This is a genomic window from Mariniflexile sp. TRM1-10 (genome assembly GCF_003425985.1).
Taxonomy (GTDB): Bacteria; Bacteroidota; Bacteroidia; order Flavobacteriales; family Flavobacteriaceae; genus Mariniflexile.
In genome coordinates this window covers 1,417,506-1,433,879 of sequence record NZ_CP022985.1, presented here as the reverse complement: position 1 = coordinate 1,433,879, position 16,374 = coordinate 1,417,506, and the positions used below count along the sequence as shown (strand labels likewise).

Sequence of the window (16,374 nt, the reverse complement as noted above, 5' to 3'; positions counted from 1 at the left end):
AAATACCCATGAAAATAAAGCGATACCAAATTCTGAATTATGAATTCAGAATTCAGAATAAACAAATAAACGAATAATATTAAAGACTATGAGAACAAATAAAAATATAATGTTAATACTGGCTGTAGTGGCTGGTTTTGCTATCACCTCATGTGTACAGGATGATAGTTTTACAGTGCCTAAAAGCTTAGGAAATGATGAAAATGAAGGGCTAACAAAGTTATTGGATAAAATAGAAAATGGTCAAGTTCAATTGCAAACCATTGCAGAAGTAAAAAGTAATTTTGTTCCGTATGAAGCAACTCAAATAATTTCTGAAATTGCAGTAAAAGGTTATGTATCTTCAAGTGATGAAACAGGGAATTTTTATAAAGAATTCTTTATTCAAGACAACCCAACAAATCCTACTTCTGCGCTTAAGATTATTTTGAATCAGGGAGACACTTACAATCAATTCAATATAGGTAGAGAGGTTTATATCTATTTAAAAGATTTGTATATAGGCGAAACTAATACAGGTGATGATGTAATAACTATTGGAGGTAAGTTTGATACGTCCGATAACGATATTTTAGCAATGACTACGAACCAAATACCAGATCACTTATTTAGATCTGCAACAACAGAAACACTTGTTCCTAAGGAATTAAATGTATCACAAATTACAGAAGCCCATATTGGTATGTTTGTAAAATTATTAGATGTACAATTCCCAATAGGTTTAGCAGGTCAGCCATATGTAGACCCCACCGATGATTTCGATTCTCAACGACCCATTGAAAGTTGTGGAGATTCCGCATCGTTTATTTTAGAATCTAGTTCATTTGCTTCTTTTAAGAATAGTATTTTGCCAACCAATGGAAAAGGCACTATATCTGGAATTATTAATAAAACGTATAATGGTTACAATTTAGTAATAAACTTAAATTCTACAGATGATGTGGTTATGGATGGTAACCGTTGCGACCCATAATTTGAAGATTCTTTCTCAACTGGAAACCTTGATAATAACACCTCATTATAAAAAAAGACTGTTTTTGGCGGTCTTTTTTTTGTTAACTGTTTTTTGTTTTCGAAAGATATAGAGATAATGAGTACATTTATCGACTTGTCATTGAACTCATCTTGTAATCTAGCCTTTCGAATTGAAAAGCGGTTGATCGAAAAACAAGAATAAAACGCAACCCAACAAAAAACCTAACCAAAAATGAACACTTTCGATACCCTATTCTACAGCATATTTACCTTTTTCAAACCCAAATACAAACAAAAATCCAATAGTATTGCTATTGCTTATGTCTCGATATTGCAATGTGCATTATTATTGCTTTTGGGTGTTTTCTTTGCGAAATTTTTTAATCAAATGAATGTGGCTACCATGAGCAAAGAGAAAGCATGGACGCTGTTTGTTTTGGTTTCAGGATTTGTGTTTTTTAAAAACTGGATGCAGTACACAGGTAAAAGGCGCATGATGATACATGCAAAAATGAACAAAAAAATAAAACCACAACATAATATTTGGTTGCTTTTATTGTTACCAGTTGGTGTTTTAGTACTAGTTCTTATTCTTTTTCAAGCAACTTAATCACTTCTTAAAAATAACATATACAGGAAAATGGTCGCTATAACCACCCATGTATTTTTTACCAACATAGGTTCTAAAAGGGGTGCCCTTAAAACTGCCACTGAAAAGTTTTAGAAAATCGTCATCAAAAATATTGGCCATTTCAAATTCAAACGTGTCGGGGGTATTTTCAAAAAAATTAGTAGAAAATATAATCTGATCAAATAAGTTCCATTGCCGACAGTGGTATGTGGTACCCCTACTAAAAGAACGTAGAGTTTCCATAGGGTTGTACAAATTAGAAGTTTTAATCAATTGCTTCATACTATTGCTAGAGGGGTCGTCATTAAAATCACCCATAACAATAATTTTAGCATCGGGATTTTCCAAACGTAAATTGGCAATTATTTCGGATACTTTATGTGATGAAGCCATGCGTTTAGGTTCGGTTTCTTTTTCTCCCTCGCGTCTAGACGACCAATGGTTTACTATAACATGCATAAATTCACCATCCAAAAATCCGGAGACTAATAAAATATCCCTGGTATAGTCTGGTATTCCGAGTTGATCAATGAGATGGATTCTAAAAACTTCAGAATGGGTGACTTTAAAAGCAGTCGTATCATATATCAAAGCCACATCAATGCCACGTTCATCTAAAGAATCGTAATGCACATAATTGTAATGACAGTCTTCTAAATGTTTATAGTTTATCAAATCTTGAATGGCTTTGGCGTTTTCAACCTCTGCCAATCCAACAATAGCAGGGTGTTTTCCAGTCTCTTTTTTTCCAATGTTTGAAATGGCAAAACTTAATTTTCGAAGCTTGTTTTCATAACGTTTATAGGTCCATCTTTTTACGGAAATTGGTAAAAAATCGTTGTCACCAGTTCGAGAATCGTCATAAAAATCGAATAAGTTTTCAACGTTGTAAAATGCCACAGTTTGTAAATCGTGACGTACTAAAATGTATTCAGAATCGTCAATCATAAGTTTAAATAATTGCTAAAAATATAAAAATTAAAGTGGATGCAATTACGTAACTTTGTACATTACGTTTATTTTATGTTAGAAAAGAAAGATATTACTTTAGAAAAAGCCGTTTTAATAGGTGTTATAACTAAAGAACAAGACGAAGTTAAATCTCGAGAATATTTAGATGAGTTGGAGTTTTTAACCTTTACCGCTGGCGGTGAGGTAGTGAAACGCTTTACCCAAAAAATGGAAAGACCAGATCCAAGAACTTTTATTGGAACAGGTAAAATAGAAGATGTTCGTAAATATATTGAAGAACATGAAGTGGGTACTGCTATATTTGATGATGAGTTATCGTCAGCACAAGAACGCAACATAAGCAAAATCCTCAATTGTAAAGTATTAGACAGAACCAATTTAATCCTCGATATTTTTGCGCAACGTGCCCAAACCAGTTATGCCAGAACGCAAGTAGAACTAGCGCAGTGTGAATATTTGCTACCTCGATTACGAGGTATGTGGACGCATCTTGAACGTCAAAAAGGGGGTATTGGAATGCGTGGTCCTGGTGAAACCGAAATTGAAACGGATAGACGTATTGTACGTGATAAAATAGCCTTACTTAAAGAAAAATTAAAAACTATCGATAGGCAAATGTCGGTACAACGCGGTAACCGTGGTGCCATGGTTCGCGTCGCATTGGTAGGTTATACGAATGTTGGAAAATCGACGTTAATGAATGTAATAAGCAAAAGTGATGTGTTTGCCGAAAACAAACTATTTGCAACGTTAGATACTACCGTTAGAAAAGTGGTCATTCAAAATTTACCGTTTTTGCTAAGCGATACGGTTGGGTTTATTAGAAAACTGCCCACACAGTTGGTAGAAAGTTTTAAAGGAACACTTGATGAGGTTAGGGAAGCCGATTTGCTGCTGCATGTGGTAGACATTTCGCATCCTAATTTTGAAGAGCATATTGAATCTGTAAATAAAATTTTAGGTGAAATAAAAAGTTCCGATAAGCCAACCATCATGGTGTTCAATAAAATTGATGCCTATAAAGCAGAGCCTTTAGATTCGGATGATTTAGAAACCGAGCGTACCAAAAAGCATTATTCACTAAACGAATGGAAAAGTACGTGGATGAGTAAAGTAGGCAACAATGCCTTGTTTATTTCGGCAATAAATAAAGAAAATATTGAAGATTTTAAAAAACGTGTTTATGATGAGGTTCGCGAAATTCATATTACACGTTTTCCTTATAATAAATTTTTGTACCCCGACTACGACGACACTTTGTAGTATGAAATAAAACTATGGACTTGAAGTCCATAGTTTTGGTTGCAGACTGAATCTGCAAGGTTAGTTTGCGAAATTAATCGGTGAAATTTCACCGCAGATTCGCAAATTTTTAACATTTTAGGTAATCTGCGAATTTGCGGTAAAAATTTTTAGAACCTAAAAGGGAAATGCACTTTAGTGCATAGTTTTAACTATTTCTGTGACCAATAAAAAGTAAATCACTAAATGAATTGGATTTTATCATTATTTAAAAAAAGATGGTTTAAGTGGTTGTTTTTTGGCGGTGCTTCCATTGTTGCTTTTTTCGTCATTGTATACATAAGCATACTATTGGGTTTTTTTGGGAAATTGCCTACCAAAGAAGATTTAAGCTCTATAAAACAAGCTGAGGCAACACAAGTATTGGATAATGAAGGGCAGCTTATAGGGAAATATTATATTTATGACAGGCAACCGTTAAAATTTGAAGACTTACCCAAACACCTTATTGATGCCTTAATAGCTACGGAAGATACCCGATTTTACGAGCATGATGGGGTTGATAATGTAAGTTTAATACGTGTATTTTTTAAAAGTATTATTTTGCAGAATAAATCGGCAGGAGGCGGCAGTACGATCACACTCCAACTTGCTAAAAATCTTTTTGGAAGGAAAGATTATGCCATGTTTAGCATGCTAATCAATAAGTTTAGAGAATCAATTATTGCTAAACGGATTGAAGACATTTATTCAAAAAAAGATATTTTAACGCTATATCTTAACACCGTACCGTTTCCAGACAATACATATGGTATTGAAAGTGCATCGCTCAAATTTTTTAATAAGCCAGCGTCGGCATTAACACATTCTGAAGCATCAACACTTGTTGGAACATTAAAGGCAACCAGCTATTACAATCCAAGACTTCATTTAGAGCGCTGTCAATCACGACGAAATGTGGTATTTCGACAAATGCATAAATATGGGTATATGTCTCAAGATTCCGTTGATTTGCTTTCTAACCAAAATATAGAGCTGCAGTATAAATCATTTAATCATGATGTGGGATTGGCACCTTATTTTAGGGCTGAAGTGAAAAAGGAATTAGCAGCCATATTGGATACACTTAAAAAACCAAACGGTGAAGCTTACGATTTGTATAGAGATGGTTTAGTAGTCCATACTACTTTAGATGCTACCATGCAGGGACTTGCCGAAGCATCCATGAAAGAACACCTCACCGATTTGCAGCGTACCCATGAAGTTTCTTTTGGAAAAACAGCACCTTGGAATAATAAAGCTATTGTTCTTGCTTCCATAAAAAAGCTTCCCATTTATAAATCATATAAAGCTTCAGGATTGTCGGAAAAGCAAATAATGGATTCGCTTTCGGTAAAACGTAAAACGGAATTATTTAACTGGACAGGGGATACGATACAAAATGTTTCTATGATTGATAGCTTAAAGCATTATTTAAAATTTTTAAATACGGGTATGTTGGCTATAGAACCGAGTACAGGAGCCATAAGAACCTATATAGGAGGCATTGACTACCGCTTTTTTAAATACGATCATGTATCACAAAGCGAACGACAAGTAGGTTCTACATTTAAACCCTTTGTATATACGGCGGCTATCGAAAATGGCATGAAACCATGTACGTATTTTTCGTTAGCAGAAGTTACCTATACCGATTTTGATAACTGGACGCCCACTAATTCTGGTGGTGTGACTGAAGACCCGCATCTCAATTATAATCTTGAAATGGCTTTAAGTAACTCGGTTAATACCATTGCTGTAAAAGTTTTAAATGAAGTAGGGATAGTCAAGGTTATAGAACAAGCAAATAAAATGGGCATTAGTAAAGAATTGCCCGAACAACCATCGTTAGCATTAGGTGTTGCCGAAATAAATTTAAAAGAACTTACAGGAGCTTATGCAAGTTATGTGAATGCAAGCAGAAGTGTAAAACCCTACGCTATTACTAAGATTGAAGATAAAAATGGCAACCTTATTGCTTCTTTTAAGCCTGAAATAAGCAAAGAACAAGCTTATAACGATTACACAAGACAGGTACTGCTGCAAATGATGCAATCTACTATAAATACAGGAACTGCAAGCAGATTGCGAACAACCTATAACCTTAAAAATGACATTGCAGGAAAAACAGGGACCACACAAGATAATAAAGATGGGTGGTTTGTTGGTATAACGCCCAAATTGGTTACTGTAACTTGGGTAGGCAACGATAACCATAGTATTGGGTTTAAAACGACAGGTATTGGGCAAGGTGCCAATTCGGCATTACCAATTTTTGCTAAATTTTACCAGAAATTGAATGCAGACGCTCAGTTTAACGCCATTACTAATAGTAATTTTGAAACGCCTTCACAAGAAGTAATAGATGATTTAAACTGTGATTCTGAAAAAAGAGATGGATTTCTTAAAAGAATTTTTGGCAGTAAAAAGAAAGCGCGAAGATTTGAAAAGAAATAGAAGGTTACAGTTTATGTAAAAAAAGAGACTGTATTCTAAAAAGTCTAGTTCATATTGAACTTGTCGAAATGTTTTAACTTACTGGTAATCAATATCGGTTTCGACAAGCTCAACCAGACAAATTAAATTTAAAGGACTTTTAAAAGATAGCCTCTTTTGATTTTTATAAATGAAATGGGTTAGAATTTATAACTCAATCCAATAGTGTAATAAGTTTGTAAATCGTTATCAACATCATCAAAACCTGTTGCTGTGGGAGGTGTTTGTGCTAAGGCATAGTTTAAAGCCTCTTGTTTGTTATTTCTTAAACCAAAATCAAAACCAACACCAATCATTTTCCAAAGCGTGTAGCTAAACGAGTTGTTCCAAGTCCAGTTAGAGTAGTTGCTGCTTTTGTAACTTTGAAACATCGATAGGTTTGTTTTAAAGTTAATGGCACCAATTTGTCTGGTATAATCGGCAACAATTTTAGCTCCAAGAGACGATTCGAAAACGGTTTCACCTTCACTAAATACAAAGTTGTAGTTTAAAGGGTGAATCACCACTATCAAATTATTAATAGGCGTCCATGTAGCACCAATACCCAAATCTAAATAACCAGGATCGTTAAAGTTGTCTAAAACAGTTGTTCTGTATTCCATTAAACCGGAAGCAGCCAATGTTTTAGTAATGTTTCTTCCGTATAAAGAAGAGATATTAAAGACATCGGTTGTTGGTTTAAAACTATCGTCATCGGTATCAATATCTTTGTTGTCTAATTTTACCCAATTTAAATTGGTAGTTAAAGCATTTCTCCAAAAGAATTTTTCTTGAATTAAGTTGGCATGACCGTTAAAAGTAAAGCCTATATTACCAGACGAGTTATTGGGAGCTCCTTGTGCATACCATTTACTGAAGTTGGATAAACTACCCCCAATAGTACCAAAAGCGCCTACTCTCCAACCTGGTAGGGCATCAATTTGTGCTTGTAAAGCCTTTGCCTCAGCTTGCAAAGCATCTGCAGCAGCTTGTTTTTCGGCTTTTAGGGCCTGAAGTTCTTCTTTTGTTTGTGCGTTTACGGTCACTATACCAATAAATAGTGCAAATAGTAAAAAAGTTTTTTTCATTTTTTTTAGTGTTTATGGAATGAACTCATCTTTACTTTTTGTTTTTAACCGAAAATGAGATAAAATTTGTGCAGATGAGGCACTTTTTGCAAGGCATAGCACCGCTACGCATAAAAAAAGTAACGAAAGATGTATAAATTTTAGCCATTTTTTAGGAAATAGAAAAAGTCAAAATGAGTTCAATGATGCAAATATAATTTTAAATTAAACAAGCTACAATTTATGTCTTAAAAGAATTACAGATTAAGAGACTGTTTAAGTTTTATCCTTTGGCTCTTTTATGTGCCTTTTTCCGCCATACTTCAGCTATTTTTCGGTCCATAGCTATGTACTTCTCCCTCGCGGCAGCCTGGCTCCTTCGCTAAAAAGGTCTCCCAGACCTTTTTTATACGCTCGGCCCTGTCTGACAAAAAAATGCCCTATAAAATATTCCAAAAACAAAATTTAAACAGTCTCTAAGACAGGTTTTTATTGTGAAGTCACAATTAAGATTATTTGCTTTTGAAAAGAGGAACAGATGAGCAGGCTTCACCATACATGATAGATTTTGCGATGGGTTTTAATTTTGAAGCAAGCATGATATAGGCATTTTGGGGTACGGGTTTTTTAGAGCAGCCTTTAATAATCAGAGGTTTATTTGTAAACTCTGAAACATCTAAATTAGTTAAAACATCTTGATAGATAGAGGTTTCTAAAAGTTCAAGATTGCCAATGACGGTTTTTTTTGCAAACGGTTCAAGTTGGATACTAATAAGCATATAAGCCCAACCTGGTATAATGGCATCGCTACTACAAGTTAATGCTACATAGCAATCTTGGTATCGTGACCAGTCATATTCGGCAACTTGGTTTCTAAAGTCTTTTTCGCGTAACACAAACCCCTCAAAAAGCCAATCTTTAATATCAAACAATATACGGTCACCTTTAGGATAGTAATCCTCAAGGTTGATAGTCACTAATGCGCTATTTGCAACGCGATTTATAATGTCGTCCTTCAAAATGAGTGTGTTAAGTTGAATACTGCTTACTGAATACTGATTTCTGATTACTGCGTATGAATACCGCGACTTAAAAATTAAAGCATCCCTAATTCCAATTTCGCTTCTTCGCTCATTAAATCTTGCGTCCAAGGCGGGTCGAAAGTAATTTCGACTTCAGCACTTTTTACATCGTTTAATGATTTTATTTTTTCTTCAACTTCCAAAGGTAATGTTTCTGCTACGGGACAGTTGGGCGTTGTTAATGTCATTAAGATTTTTACATCGTAATCTTCATTTACAAAAACATCATAAATTAGGCCTAATTCGTAGATGTCTACGGGTATTTCCGGATCGTAAATGGTTTTTAATACGTTTACTATTTTTTCACCTAATAAAGTGGTATCAATTGCTTCGCTCATTTTTTATAAGTTTATGGGTTTATGGGTTTATAAGTTTATGGTTTAAACGTGATTTAGCTGAATAAACTCATAAACTTTAACCTCTAATCTTATTTTAACTGTGTTTGGTATGCAATGGCATACATTTTTAATTGTTTTACCATACTAACCAAACCATTGGCTCGGGTAGGTGATAAGTGTTCTTTTAAACCAATTTTATCAATAAAATCAGTATCTGCATCAATAATATCTTTTGGGTGCTGATTTGAAAATACGCGTATTAAAATAGCAATAATACCTTTGGTGATAATGGCATCACTATCGGCAGTAAATTCAATTTTGTCGTCTTTCATTTCGGCATGAACCCAAACTTTACTTTGGCAACCTTTAATAATGTTGCTGTCGGTTTTGTATTGGTCGTCAATTAAGGGTAAATCTTTCCCTAAATCAATCATATACTGGTAGCGCTCTTCCCAATCTTCAAACATTGAGAATTCGTCTATTATGTCATTTTGTATGTCTTCAATTGTCACGGTTGTAAATTTATTTTTTGTCACCTCGAGCGCAGTCGAGAGGTTTTTATAGGTAAATCTTAATTTCAAGTCTCGACTAAGCTCGACCTGACAGTAATTTATACCACAAAAATACAATAACTAATATTGCTATTCAATGTTTTCTGAAATAGATAAGATTTCTTTAACAAGTTGCACTATTTCTTTAGGTGGATTGCCATGGTCGAAACTTTGGCTTTCATAGGTTTTACCATCATAAATAATTTTTAAGCTGGCTATAGCGGCACCATCGAAGAAACGATTTTCTGAAGGTGCTTTTAGATTTGGAATGTTTTCAATGTCAACGTGCTTTAAGGCTTTTAATATGGTTTCCCAATCAGTTTCCGTAAATGATTTAACAATTGGAGTCCCACTTCTTTCGTTTACTACTGAAATGCTTTTTTTGTTGATTAAAATATGTTTGAAAGTTCCTCTTGAATGTGCGGAATACTCTAAAGAAAGAGCATCTTGATTAATCTTTTCTTGTGCACAACCATGTTCTATAAAAAGGAATGACATAAAAATTATTAAGAATTTCATCTGTTTATATTTATTGTTTTAATCTAAATAATTCCCCGAAGGCTCAGCCTCGGGGTATCCAATTTACCTCTCCTTTGGAGAGGTCAGAACTGCCCGAAAAGGTAATTCTGAGTGAGGTGTAAGTTTTATTACTATATCTAATATTACAAAAAAGACGCCAAACTTGGCGCCTTTTTCAATAATTTATTAATAAAGCTTTTAATTTCCAGCCATAGCAGCTCTTGAGCCACCTGAAGTGAAAATAGCACGCATTCTGTTTCTTTGTCCGTCTGTAAACATGTACATGCAAGCATCATCCGTATAGTCCATATAGTTCATGGTCATGTCTGCTGTGCTACAGTTAATTGTTGGGTAAGATGGACATCCATAATTTGCACCGTCTGAACTAGGAGTGTCTGTAACAAAATCATCTTGTTTACATCTTCCATCGCCCCAGATATGACGTAAATTTAAGTAATGACCAACTTCATGGGTTGCAGTTCTTCCTAAATTATAAGGTGCTGCAGAACCACCTGGTAAACTTGAGTGCAATAATACAACACCATCGGTAGCTGAATTTCCTCCAGGGAATTGTGCATATCCCAAGATACCGCCACCAATATTGCATACCCAAATATTTAAATGGGTTTCTGGTGTAATAGGTGGATATGCCGATTTTATGGCATTATTTGTTCCCCAAGATGCTGTGTTGTTGTTATGTCTAAATGTACCAGCTAACGTAAAGTTAACATCGGTAGTTGTAGCATCATTCACAAAATTTGTAGCGCCTGAAGGTAGTAAGTTAGCGTTAGTGCTATTAAAGTCACTATTTAAAACATTCATTTGCGATTGTATTTGTGAGTTTGTCACATCGTTAGCATTAGGTAATACAATGTGAATATACACAGGAATATTTATGGTGCCTAAACCGTCATCAATAGGTAGTACATCAACATCTGTGTCTCCGCTTCCACCACCTGGTTTTCCACCACCGCCTCCAGGTTTGCCTTTGGCAGTTAAGAATTGGCGTGTATGAAGCTCGATATCATACATTTTCTTTTCTAAACCCGGATTTTGAATAAGTTGCTTGTTTAGAACATTCATGGTGTAACAAGTTTTAAGCGTTTTCTTTGAATTAACGGATTTGGAACTTAAATCTTCATTAACATCGGTAAAAACATAAAAGTCACTCATGTCAATTTGTTGTTCTTGAACAACCTCATTTTTGTCATTGTCGCATGCTGTAAATAGGAGTGCTATAACAGCCATACTTAAAAATAGTTTTTTCATTTTTAATATAAATTTGAATTAGTCAGTGATGAAGATATATTATTTTTAGGAAATATCAGATTTTTTTTCAAAAAATATGTTAATTATTCGACAAAAAACATCTTTTTGTTAAATATGTAACAAAAAGAAGAAATATTAATTGGGGAGAATAGAGCTACGAAAGCATCATTTTTGCTTTTTTAACACCAGCAACCAAAGCATCGATTTCAGTTTTAGTATTGTAAAAAGTAAAAGAAGCACGAACGGTTCCTGGAATTTTAAAATAATCCATAATAGGTTGTGCGCAGTGGTGACCTGTACGAACCGCAATGCCTAATTTATCTAGAATAGTACCGACATCATACGGATGGATCCCTTCTAAGTTAAAAGAGATTACTGAGGTTTTATGTTTTGAAGTGCCGTAGATTTTTAGACCTTCAATTTGCAATAATTGATTGGTGGCGTATTCTAAAAGCTCGTGTTCATATTTTGCAATAACATCAAAGCCAATGGCATTCATGTAATCGATGGCTGCTCCAAAAGCAATGCCACCACAAATGTTTGGGGTTCCTGCTTCAAATTTATGAGGCAAATCTGCGTAGGTTGTTTTCTCAAAGGTTACTTCGGCAATCATTTCGCCACCACCTTGGTAAGGAGGTAATTTTTTTAACCAATTTTCTTTGCCATACAGCATGCCTTGTCCTGTTGGTCCACACATTTTATGAGCCGATGCTACATAAAAATCGACATCCAATGCCTGAACGTCTGGTTTAATATGTGGGCAAGACTGTGCGCCATCAATTAAAACAGCAGCACCAACTTGATGCGCTTTTTCAATAATATATTCAATAGGGTTGACGGTTCCTAATGCATTTGAAATATGATTTACAAAAACAAGCTTGGTGTTTTCTGATAGTAGTTTATCAAATTCTGTCATCACCAATTCGCCTTCTTGGTTCATGGGGATAACTTTTAAAATAGCACCAGTATGTTCGCAAAGCATTTGCCAAGGCACAATATTACTATGATGCTCTAAAGCTGAAACAATTATTTCGTCACCTTTCTTTAACAGAGATGAAAATCCATTGGCGACTAAATTAATACCATGTGTTGTGCCAGAGGTAAATATAATCTCGTGTACAAATTTGGCATTGAAATGGGTTTGTATTTTTTTTCGTGCTTGTTCATATTTGTCGGTAGCTTCTTGACTTAAAGCATGTACACCTCTATGTATGTTGGCATTGTAGTTTGAATAATAGTCTACAATCACATCAATAACCTGTTGTGGAGTTTGTGATGTAGCAGCATTGTCAAAATACACTAAGGGTTTTCCATTTACTTTTCTGGAAAGTATGGGGAAATCTTTTCGTATGTTTTCTACGTTGAACATGATTATATGTTTAGCCCCGATTGAGGCATTTGTTGGAGCTCCTCGCAGAGAGCGACTGCCGAAAGCGGGATTAGCTTCAAAAAATCAGTAATTTAGTTAGTATAATGAGATTCCCTCCTCCGAGGGAATGACAAAATAGCCTATAAGTCGAACCCAATTTTAACACCCAATTTATTGGCGATAATTTTAGTAATGCGTTGTTTAATTTCCGGGATTTTAACCGAACTTAACACGTTATTACTAAAGGCGTACATTAAAAGGGCTTTGGCTTCTTTTTCTGGGATACCGCGCGAACGCATATAAAACATGGCGCTTTCGTCTAACTGACCAATGGTACAGCCGTGGGAACACTTCACATCGTCAGCAAAAATTTCTAATTGTGGCTTGGTGTTTATACTTGCCTTATCGCTTAGTAAAATGTTGTTGTTGGCTTGAAATGCGTTGGTTTTTTGGGCTTCTTTATTAACGATGATTTTACCGTTAAATACCCCCGTTGAGTTTTCGCCAAAAATACCTTTATAATCTTGATGGCTTTCGCAATTTGGTTCAATATGGTGTACCAATGTGTTGTGGTCCACATGTTGTTTCTCGCCAATAATGGTAACACCTTTTAGAGTGGATTCAATACGTTCGCCCGTTTGATAGAAATTCAAATTATTACGTACTAATTTACCGCCAAAGGCAAAAGTATGCACTGATGCGACACTTTCTTGCTTTTGTTTTATAAAGGTATTGTCTATAAGGGTGGCATTTAAATTATCGTTTTGAATTTTGTAATAATCGACAATAGCGCGTTTGTTTGTGAAAATCTCGGTAACGCTGTTGGTTAAAACAGGATTATCGGTTAAACTTTGATGGCGTTCTATAATTTGTACATGCGAATTCTCGTCTAACACAACTAAATTACGTGGTTGTAACATGGTTGCAGATTCATTACCTGTTGAAAAATAAATAATTTGAATAGGCTTTTGAACCAATTTGTTCTTTGGAATATGAATGTAGGCACCTTCGCTTGAAAATGCGGTATTTAACGAAGGTAAACTATCTTTAGTAGCCGCTTTATTAAAATAATTTTCAATGACTAAACGGTATTTCGGTTTTGATAATGCGGCAGACATTAAGCAAACATCTAGGCCGTCGTGTGTGGTTTGCGATAGGTGCGACGAATATTTTCCATCTATAAACACCACATTAAAAGTATCTATATCGTGGATGAAATATTTTTTTACGTCGTTGTATTCTATAGCATTTTCTTGTTTGGGGAATACACTATAATCTTCCTTTAAAACACTGTTTAAAGACGTGTATTTCCAAGCTTCTTCTTTTTTCGAAGGAAAGCCTTTTTCTTCAAATATTTTGATAGCATCGTTTCTAACATCGTGAACATAGGTATCTGTATCTACTTGGTTTTCGAATGCTAAAAAAGATGATATTAGTTTTTCTTTTAAATCCATTTTATTGAGTTGAAATGTTTAAAAGTTTGAAAGTAAAAAGTTGGGGAAATCCAACTTTTAAACTTTTACGAACTTTTTACTTTTTAACTGATTGTTTTTACGCGTTCACTTCTTCTTTAATCCAGTCGTAACCTTTTTCTTCAAGCTCATGTGCCAATTCTTTACCGCCAGATTTTACAATACGGCCATCGTACAAAACATGGACAAAATCTGGAACGATGTAATCTAACAACCGTTGGTAATGTGTAATGACGATAACAGCGTTGTCCTTACTTTTAAGTTTGTTAACGCCGTTGGCTACAATACGAAGTGCATCAATATCCAAACCAGAATCTGTTTCGTCCAGAATGGCTAATTTAGGTTCTAGCATGGCCATTTGAAAGATCTCGTTACGTTTCTTTTCACCACCAGAAAAGCCTTCGTTTAAAGAACGTGATAAAAATTTTCTATCAATTTCCAACAACTCCGATTTTTCACGAATTAACTTCAGCATATCTTTAGCAGGCATTTCTTCTAGACCTTGCGCCTTACGGGTTTCATTAATGGCCGTTTTCATGAAGTTGGTAACCGATACTCCTGGGATTTCAACAGGGTATTGGAATGATAAAAACACGCCTTTGTGCGCACGCTCTTCGGCTGCTAATTCGTCGATGTCCTCTCCATTAAAAAAGATATTTCCATCAGTTACTTCGTATTCTTCTTTTCCGGCAATTACTGAGGCCAACGTGCTTTTTCCAGAACCGTTTGGTCCCATAATAGCATGTACTTCTCCTGCTTTTACTTCTAAATTTATGCCTCTTAAAATGGCTTTATCCTCAACACTTGCGTGTAAATTTTCAATTTTTAACATACTTTTTATTCAAAGTTTAAAGTTCAAGATTCAATGGTATAAATCTATCTTCGCTTTTCTATTTTTATTTTATCCTACTGAGCCTTCTAAACTTATTTCTAATAGTTTTTGAGCTTCCACAGCAAACTCCATAGGAAGTTTATTCAATACTTCTTTACTAAACCCGTTTACAATAAGGGCGATGGCTTTTTCGGTATCAATACCACGTTGGTTGCAATAGAAAATCTGGTCTTCACCAATTTTACTGGTTGTCGCTTCGTGTTCTATTTTTGCCGTTTTATTTTTCGCTTCTATATAAGGGAAGGTGTGTGCGCCACACTCGTTGCCCATTAGCAAACTATCGCATTGTGAAAAATTACGGGCGTTATCTGCATTCGGACTTATTTTAACCAATCCGCGGTAACTATTTTGTGATTTTCCTGCTGAAATACCTTTTGAAATGATGGTCGATTTGGTGTTTTTTCCTAAATGAATCATTTTCGTTCCGGTATCGGCTTGTTGATGGTTGTTTGTTACAGCAATAGAGTAAAATTCACCAACCGAATTATCACCTTTTAAAACGCATGAAGGATATTTCCAGGTAATGGCACTACCAGTTTCTACTTGGGTCCATGAGATTTTGGCGTTTTTTTCGCATAAACCACGTTTGGTCACAAAATTGTAAACACCACCTTTGCCTTCTGCATTTCCTGGATACCAGTTTTGTACTGTTGAATATTTTATTTCTGCATCGTCTAAAGCAATTAACTCTACTACGGCTGCGTGTAATTGATTTTCATCACGACTCGGCGCTGTACAGCCTTCAAGGTAACTAACATAACTACCTTCATCGGCAACCACTAAAGTGCGTTCAAACTGCCCAGTTCCTGCTTGGTTGATTCTAAAATAGGTTGAAAGTTCCATAGGGCAACGTACCCCTTTTGGAATATAACAGAAACTGCCATCACTAAAAACGGCAGAGTTTAAAGCAGCATAGAAATTGTCTTTTTGAGGCACAACGGTACCAATGTATTTTTTAACTAAATCTGGATGCTCACGCAATGCTTCAGAAATAGAACAAAATATAATGCCTTTTTCGCCTAATGTTTTCTTAAATGTAGTTGCCACCGAAACCGAATCAACCACCACATCCATGGCGACGCCTGATAGTTTTTTTTGTTCATCTAAAGAAATGCCAAGTTTAGCAAATGTTGCCAATAACTCGGGGTCAACTTCATCTAAACTATCATATTTCGGTTTGCTATTTGGTGCAGAATAGTAGGAGATGGCTTGAAAGTCGGGTTTTGTATAACGTACGTTTGCCCATTCTGGCTCTATCATTTTTTCCCAAGCACGAAAGGCTTCCAAACGCCATTCGGTCATCCATTCCGGTTCTTCTTTTTTAAGGGAAATAGCACGAACAATATCTTCATTTAAACCAATAGGAAATGTGTCGGAGGCTATATCAGTATAAAATCCGTATTCATATTCTTTGGTTTTAAGCTCTTCTCTTAAATCGTCTTCTGTATATTTATTCATAATTAGTATTAATGTTGTAAAGT

15 protein-coding genes are annotated in these 16,374 nt (G+C 35.1%); 4 read left to right on the top strand and 11 right to left on the bottom strand.

From position 1 onward, the window contains the following. Positions 1 to 88 precede the first annotated feature (88 nt). A complete protein-coding gene (locus CJ739_RS06130) occupies positions 89 to 973 on the top strand; it encodes a DUF5689 domain-containing protein (RefSeq protein ID WP_117173431.1) in 885 nt (294 codons plus the stop codon). Positions 974 to 1,207: 234 nt separating this feature from the next. After that, positions 1,208 to 1,585 carry a hypothetical protein gene (locus tag CJ739_RS06125; RefSeq protein ID WP_117173429.1) on the top strand — a complete coding sequence of 126 codons (378 nt, stop codon included), beginning with the start codon at positions 1,208 to 1,210 and terminating at the stop codon, positions 1,583 to 1,585. Here CJ739_RS06125 and CJ739_RS06120 read toward each other — a convergent pair whose 3' ends face one another. Beyond that, complete coding sequence (locus tag CJ739_RS06120) at positions 1,586 to 2,554, bottom strand: endonuclease/exonuclease/phosphatase family protein (RefSeq protein WP_117173427.1); 969 nt, start codon at positions 2,552 to 2,554, stop codon at positions 1,586 to 1,588. Between the two features lie 75 nt (positions 2,555 to 2,629). Here CJ739_RS06120 and hflX point away from each other — a divergent pair, with 75 nt between their 5' ends. Both hflX and CJ739_RS06110 read left to right on the top strand, forming a co-directional pair. Further along, a complete protein-coding gene (gene hflX / locus CJ739_RS06115; RefSeq protein WP_117173425.1) occupies positions 2,630 to 3,841 on the top strand; it encodes a GTPase HflX in 1,212 nt (403 codons plus the stop codon). A 225-nt stretch (positions 3,842 to 4,066) separates the two neighbouring features. Continuing rightward, on the top strand, positions 4,067 to 6,316 hold the full coding sequence (locus tag CJ739_RS06110; protein WP_117173423.1) for a transglycosylase domain-containing protein: 2,250 nt from the start codon (positions 4,067 to 4,069) through the stop codon (positions 6,314 to 6,316). A 179-nt stretch (positions 6,317 to 6,495) separates the two neighbouring features. On the opposite strand, the gene CJ739_RS06105 is transcribed toward CJ739_RS06110, so the two are convergent. From CJ739_RS06105 to sufB, 10 genes are all read right to left on the bottom strand, one after another. Continuing rightward, positions 6,496 to 7,422, bottom strand: a complete 927-nt coding sequence (locus tag CJ739_RS06105; RefSeq protein WP_117173421.1) for a DUF3078 domain-containing protein — start codon at positions 7,420 to 7,422, stop codon at positions 6,496 to 6,498. 491 nt (positions 7,423 to 7,913) lie between these two features. Continuing rightward, entirely contained in the window at positions 7,914 to 8,420 is a 507-nt protein-coding gene (locus tag CJ739_RS06100) for a DUF2480 family protein (protein ID WP_117173419.1), read from the bottom strand. 77 nt (positions 8,421 to 8,497) lie between these two features. Further along, positions 8,498 to 8,821: a DUF59 domain-containing protein gene (locus CJ739_RS06095; RefSeq protein ID WP_117173417.1), complete on the bottom strand. Its 324-nt coding sequence runs from the start codon at positions 8,819 to 8,821 to the stop codon at positions 8,498 to 8,500. A gap of 89 nt (positions 8,822 to 8,910) precedes the next feature. Then, on the bottom strand, positions 8,911 to 9,333 hold the full coding sequence (locus CJ739_RS06090) for a SufE family protein (protein ID WP_117178788.1): 423 nt from the start codon (positions 9,331 to 9,333) through the stop codon (positions 8,911 to 8,913). 129 nt (positions 9,334 to 9,462) lie between these two features. Then, positions 9,463 to 9,891 carry a hypothetical protein gene (locus tag CJ739_RS06085; protein WP_117173415.1) on the bottom strand — a complete coding sequence of 143 codons (429 nt, stop codon included), beginning with the start codon at positions 9,889 to 9,891 and terminating at the stop codon, positions 9,463 to 9,465. Between the two features lie 198 nt (positions 9,892 to 10,089). Beyond that, positions 10,090 to 11,160, bottom strand: coding sequence for a zinc metalloprotease (locus CJ739_RS06080; protein ID WP_117173413.1), 1,071 nt, complete (start codon positions 11,158 to 11,160; stop codon positions 10,090 to 10,092). 154 nt (positions 11,161 to 11,314) lie between these two features. Then, positions 11,315 to 12,529, bottom strand: coding sequence for an aminotransferase class V-fold PLP-dependent enzyme (locus CJ739_RS06075; protein WP_117173410.1), 1,215 nt, complete (start codon positions 12,527 to 12,529; stop codon positions 11,315 to 11,317). A 140-nt stretch (positions 12,530 to 12,669) separates the two neighbouring features. After that, a complete protein-coding gene (gene sufD / locus CJ739_RS06070) occupies positions 12,670 to 13,983 on the bottom strand; it encodes a Fe-S cluster assembly protein SufD (protein ID WP_117173408.1) in 1,314 nt (437 codons plus the stop codon). A gap of 97 nt (positions 13,984 to 14,080) precedes the next feature. Next, positions 14,081 to 14,833 (bottom strand): Fe-S cluster assembly ATPase SufC, encoded by a 753-nt coding sequence (gene sufC, locus CJ739_RS06065; RefSeq protein WP_117173406.1) that lies wholly within the window; start codon positions 14,831 to 14,833, stop codon positions 14,081 to 14,083. A 69-nt stretch (positions 14,834 to 14,902) separates the two neighbouring features. Continuing rightward, positions 14,903 to 16,351 carry a Fe-S cluster assembly protein SufB gene (gene sufB, locus CJ739_RS06060; RefSeq protein WP_117173404.1) on the bottom strand — a complete coding sequence of 483 codons (1,449 nt, stop codon included), beginning with the start codon at positions 16,349 to 16,351 and terminating at the stop codon, positions 14,903 to 14,905. Positions 16,352 to 16,374 lie beyond the last annotated feature (23 nt).

Bases quoted from the DNA above. Each gene is read 5' to 3' on its own strand.
- CJ739_RS06110 (WP_117173423.1), top strand. From the start codon at position 4,067: ATGAATTGGATTTTATCATTATTTAAAAAAAGATGGTTTAAGTGGTTG.
- CJ739_RS06125 (WP_117173429.1), top strand. From the start codon at position 1,208: ATGAACACTTTCGATACCCTATTCTACAGCATATTTACCTTTTTCAAA.
- CJ739_RS06130 (WP_117173431.1), top strand. From the start codon at position 89: ATGAGAACAAATAAAAATATAATGTTAATACTGGCTGTAGTGGCTGGT.
- sufC (WP_117173406.1), bottom strand. From the start codon at position 14,833: ATGTTAAAAATTGAAAATTTACACGCAAGTGTTGAGGATAAAGCCATT.
- CJ739_RS06095 (WP_117173417.1), bottom strand. From the start codon at position 8,821: ATGAGCGAAGCAATTGATACCACTTTATTAGGTGAAAAAATAGTAAAC.
- sufD (WP_117173408.1), bottom strand. From the start codon at position 13,983: ATGGATTTAAAAGAAAAACTAATATCATCTTTTTTAGCATTCGAAAAC.
- CJ739_RS06085 (WP_117173415.1), bottom strand. From the start codon at position 9,891: ATGAAATTCTTAATAATTTTTATGTCATTCCTTTTTATAGAACATGGT.
- CJ739_RS06075 (WP_117173410.1), bottom strand. From the start codon at position 12,529: ATGTTCAACGTAGAAAACATACGAAAAGATTTCCCCATACTTTCCAGA.
- sufB (WP_117173404.1), bottom strand. From the start codon at position 16,351: ATGAATAAATATACAGAAGACGATTTAAGAGAAGAGCTTAAAACCAAA.
- hflX (WP_117173425.1), top strand. From the start codon at position 2,630: ATGTTAGAAAAGAAAGATATTACTTTAGAAAAAGCCGTTTTAATAGGT.
- CJ739_RS06080 (WP_117173413.1), bottom strand. From the start codon at position 11,160: ATGAAAAAACTATTTTTAAGTATGGCTGTTATAGCACTCCTATTTACA.
- CJ739_RS06105 (WP_117173421.1), bottom strand. From the start codon at position 7,422: ATGAAAAAAACTTTTTTACTATTTGCACTATTTATTGGTATAGTGACC.
- CJ739_RS06120 (WP_117173427.1), bottom strand. From the start codon at position 2,554: ATGATTGACGATTCTGAATACATTTTAGTACGTCACGATTTACAAACT.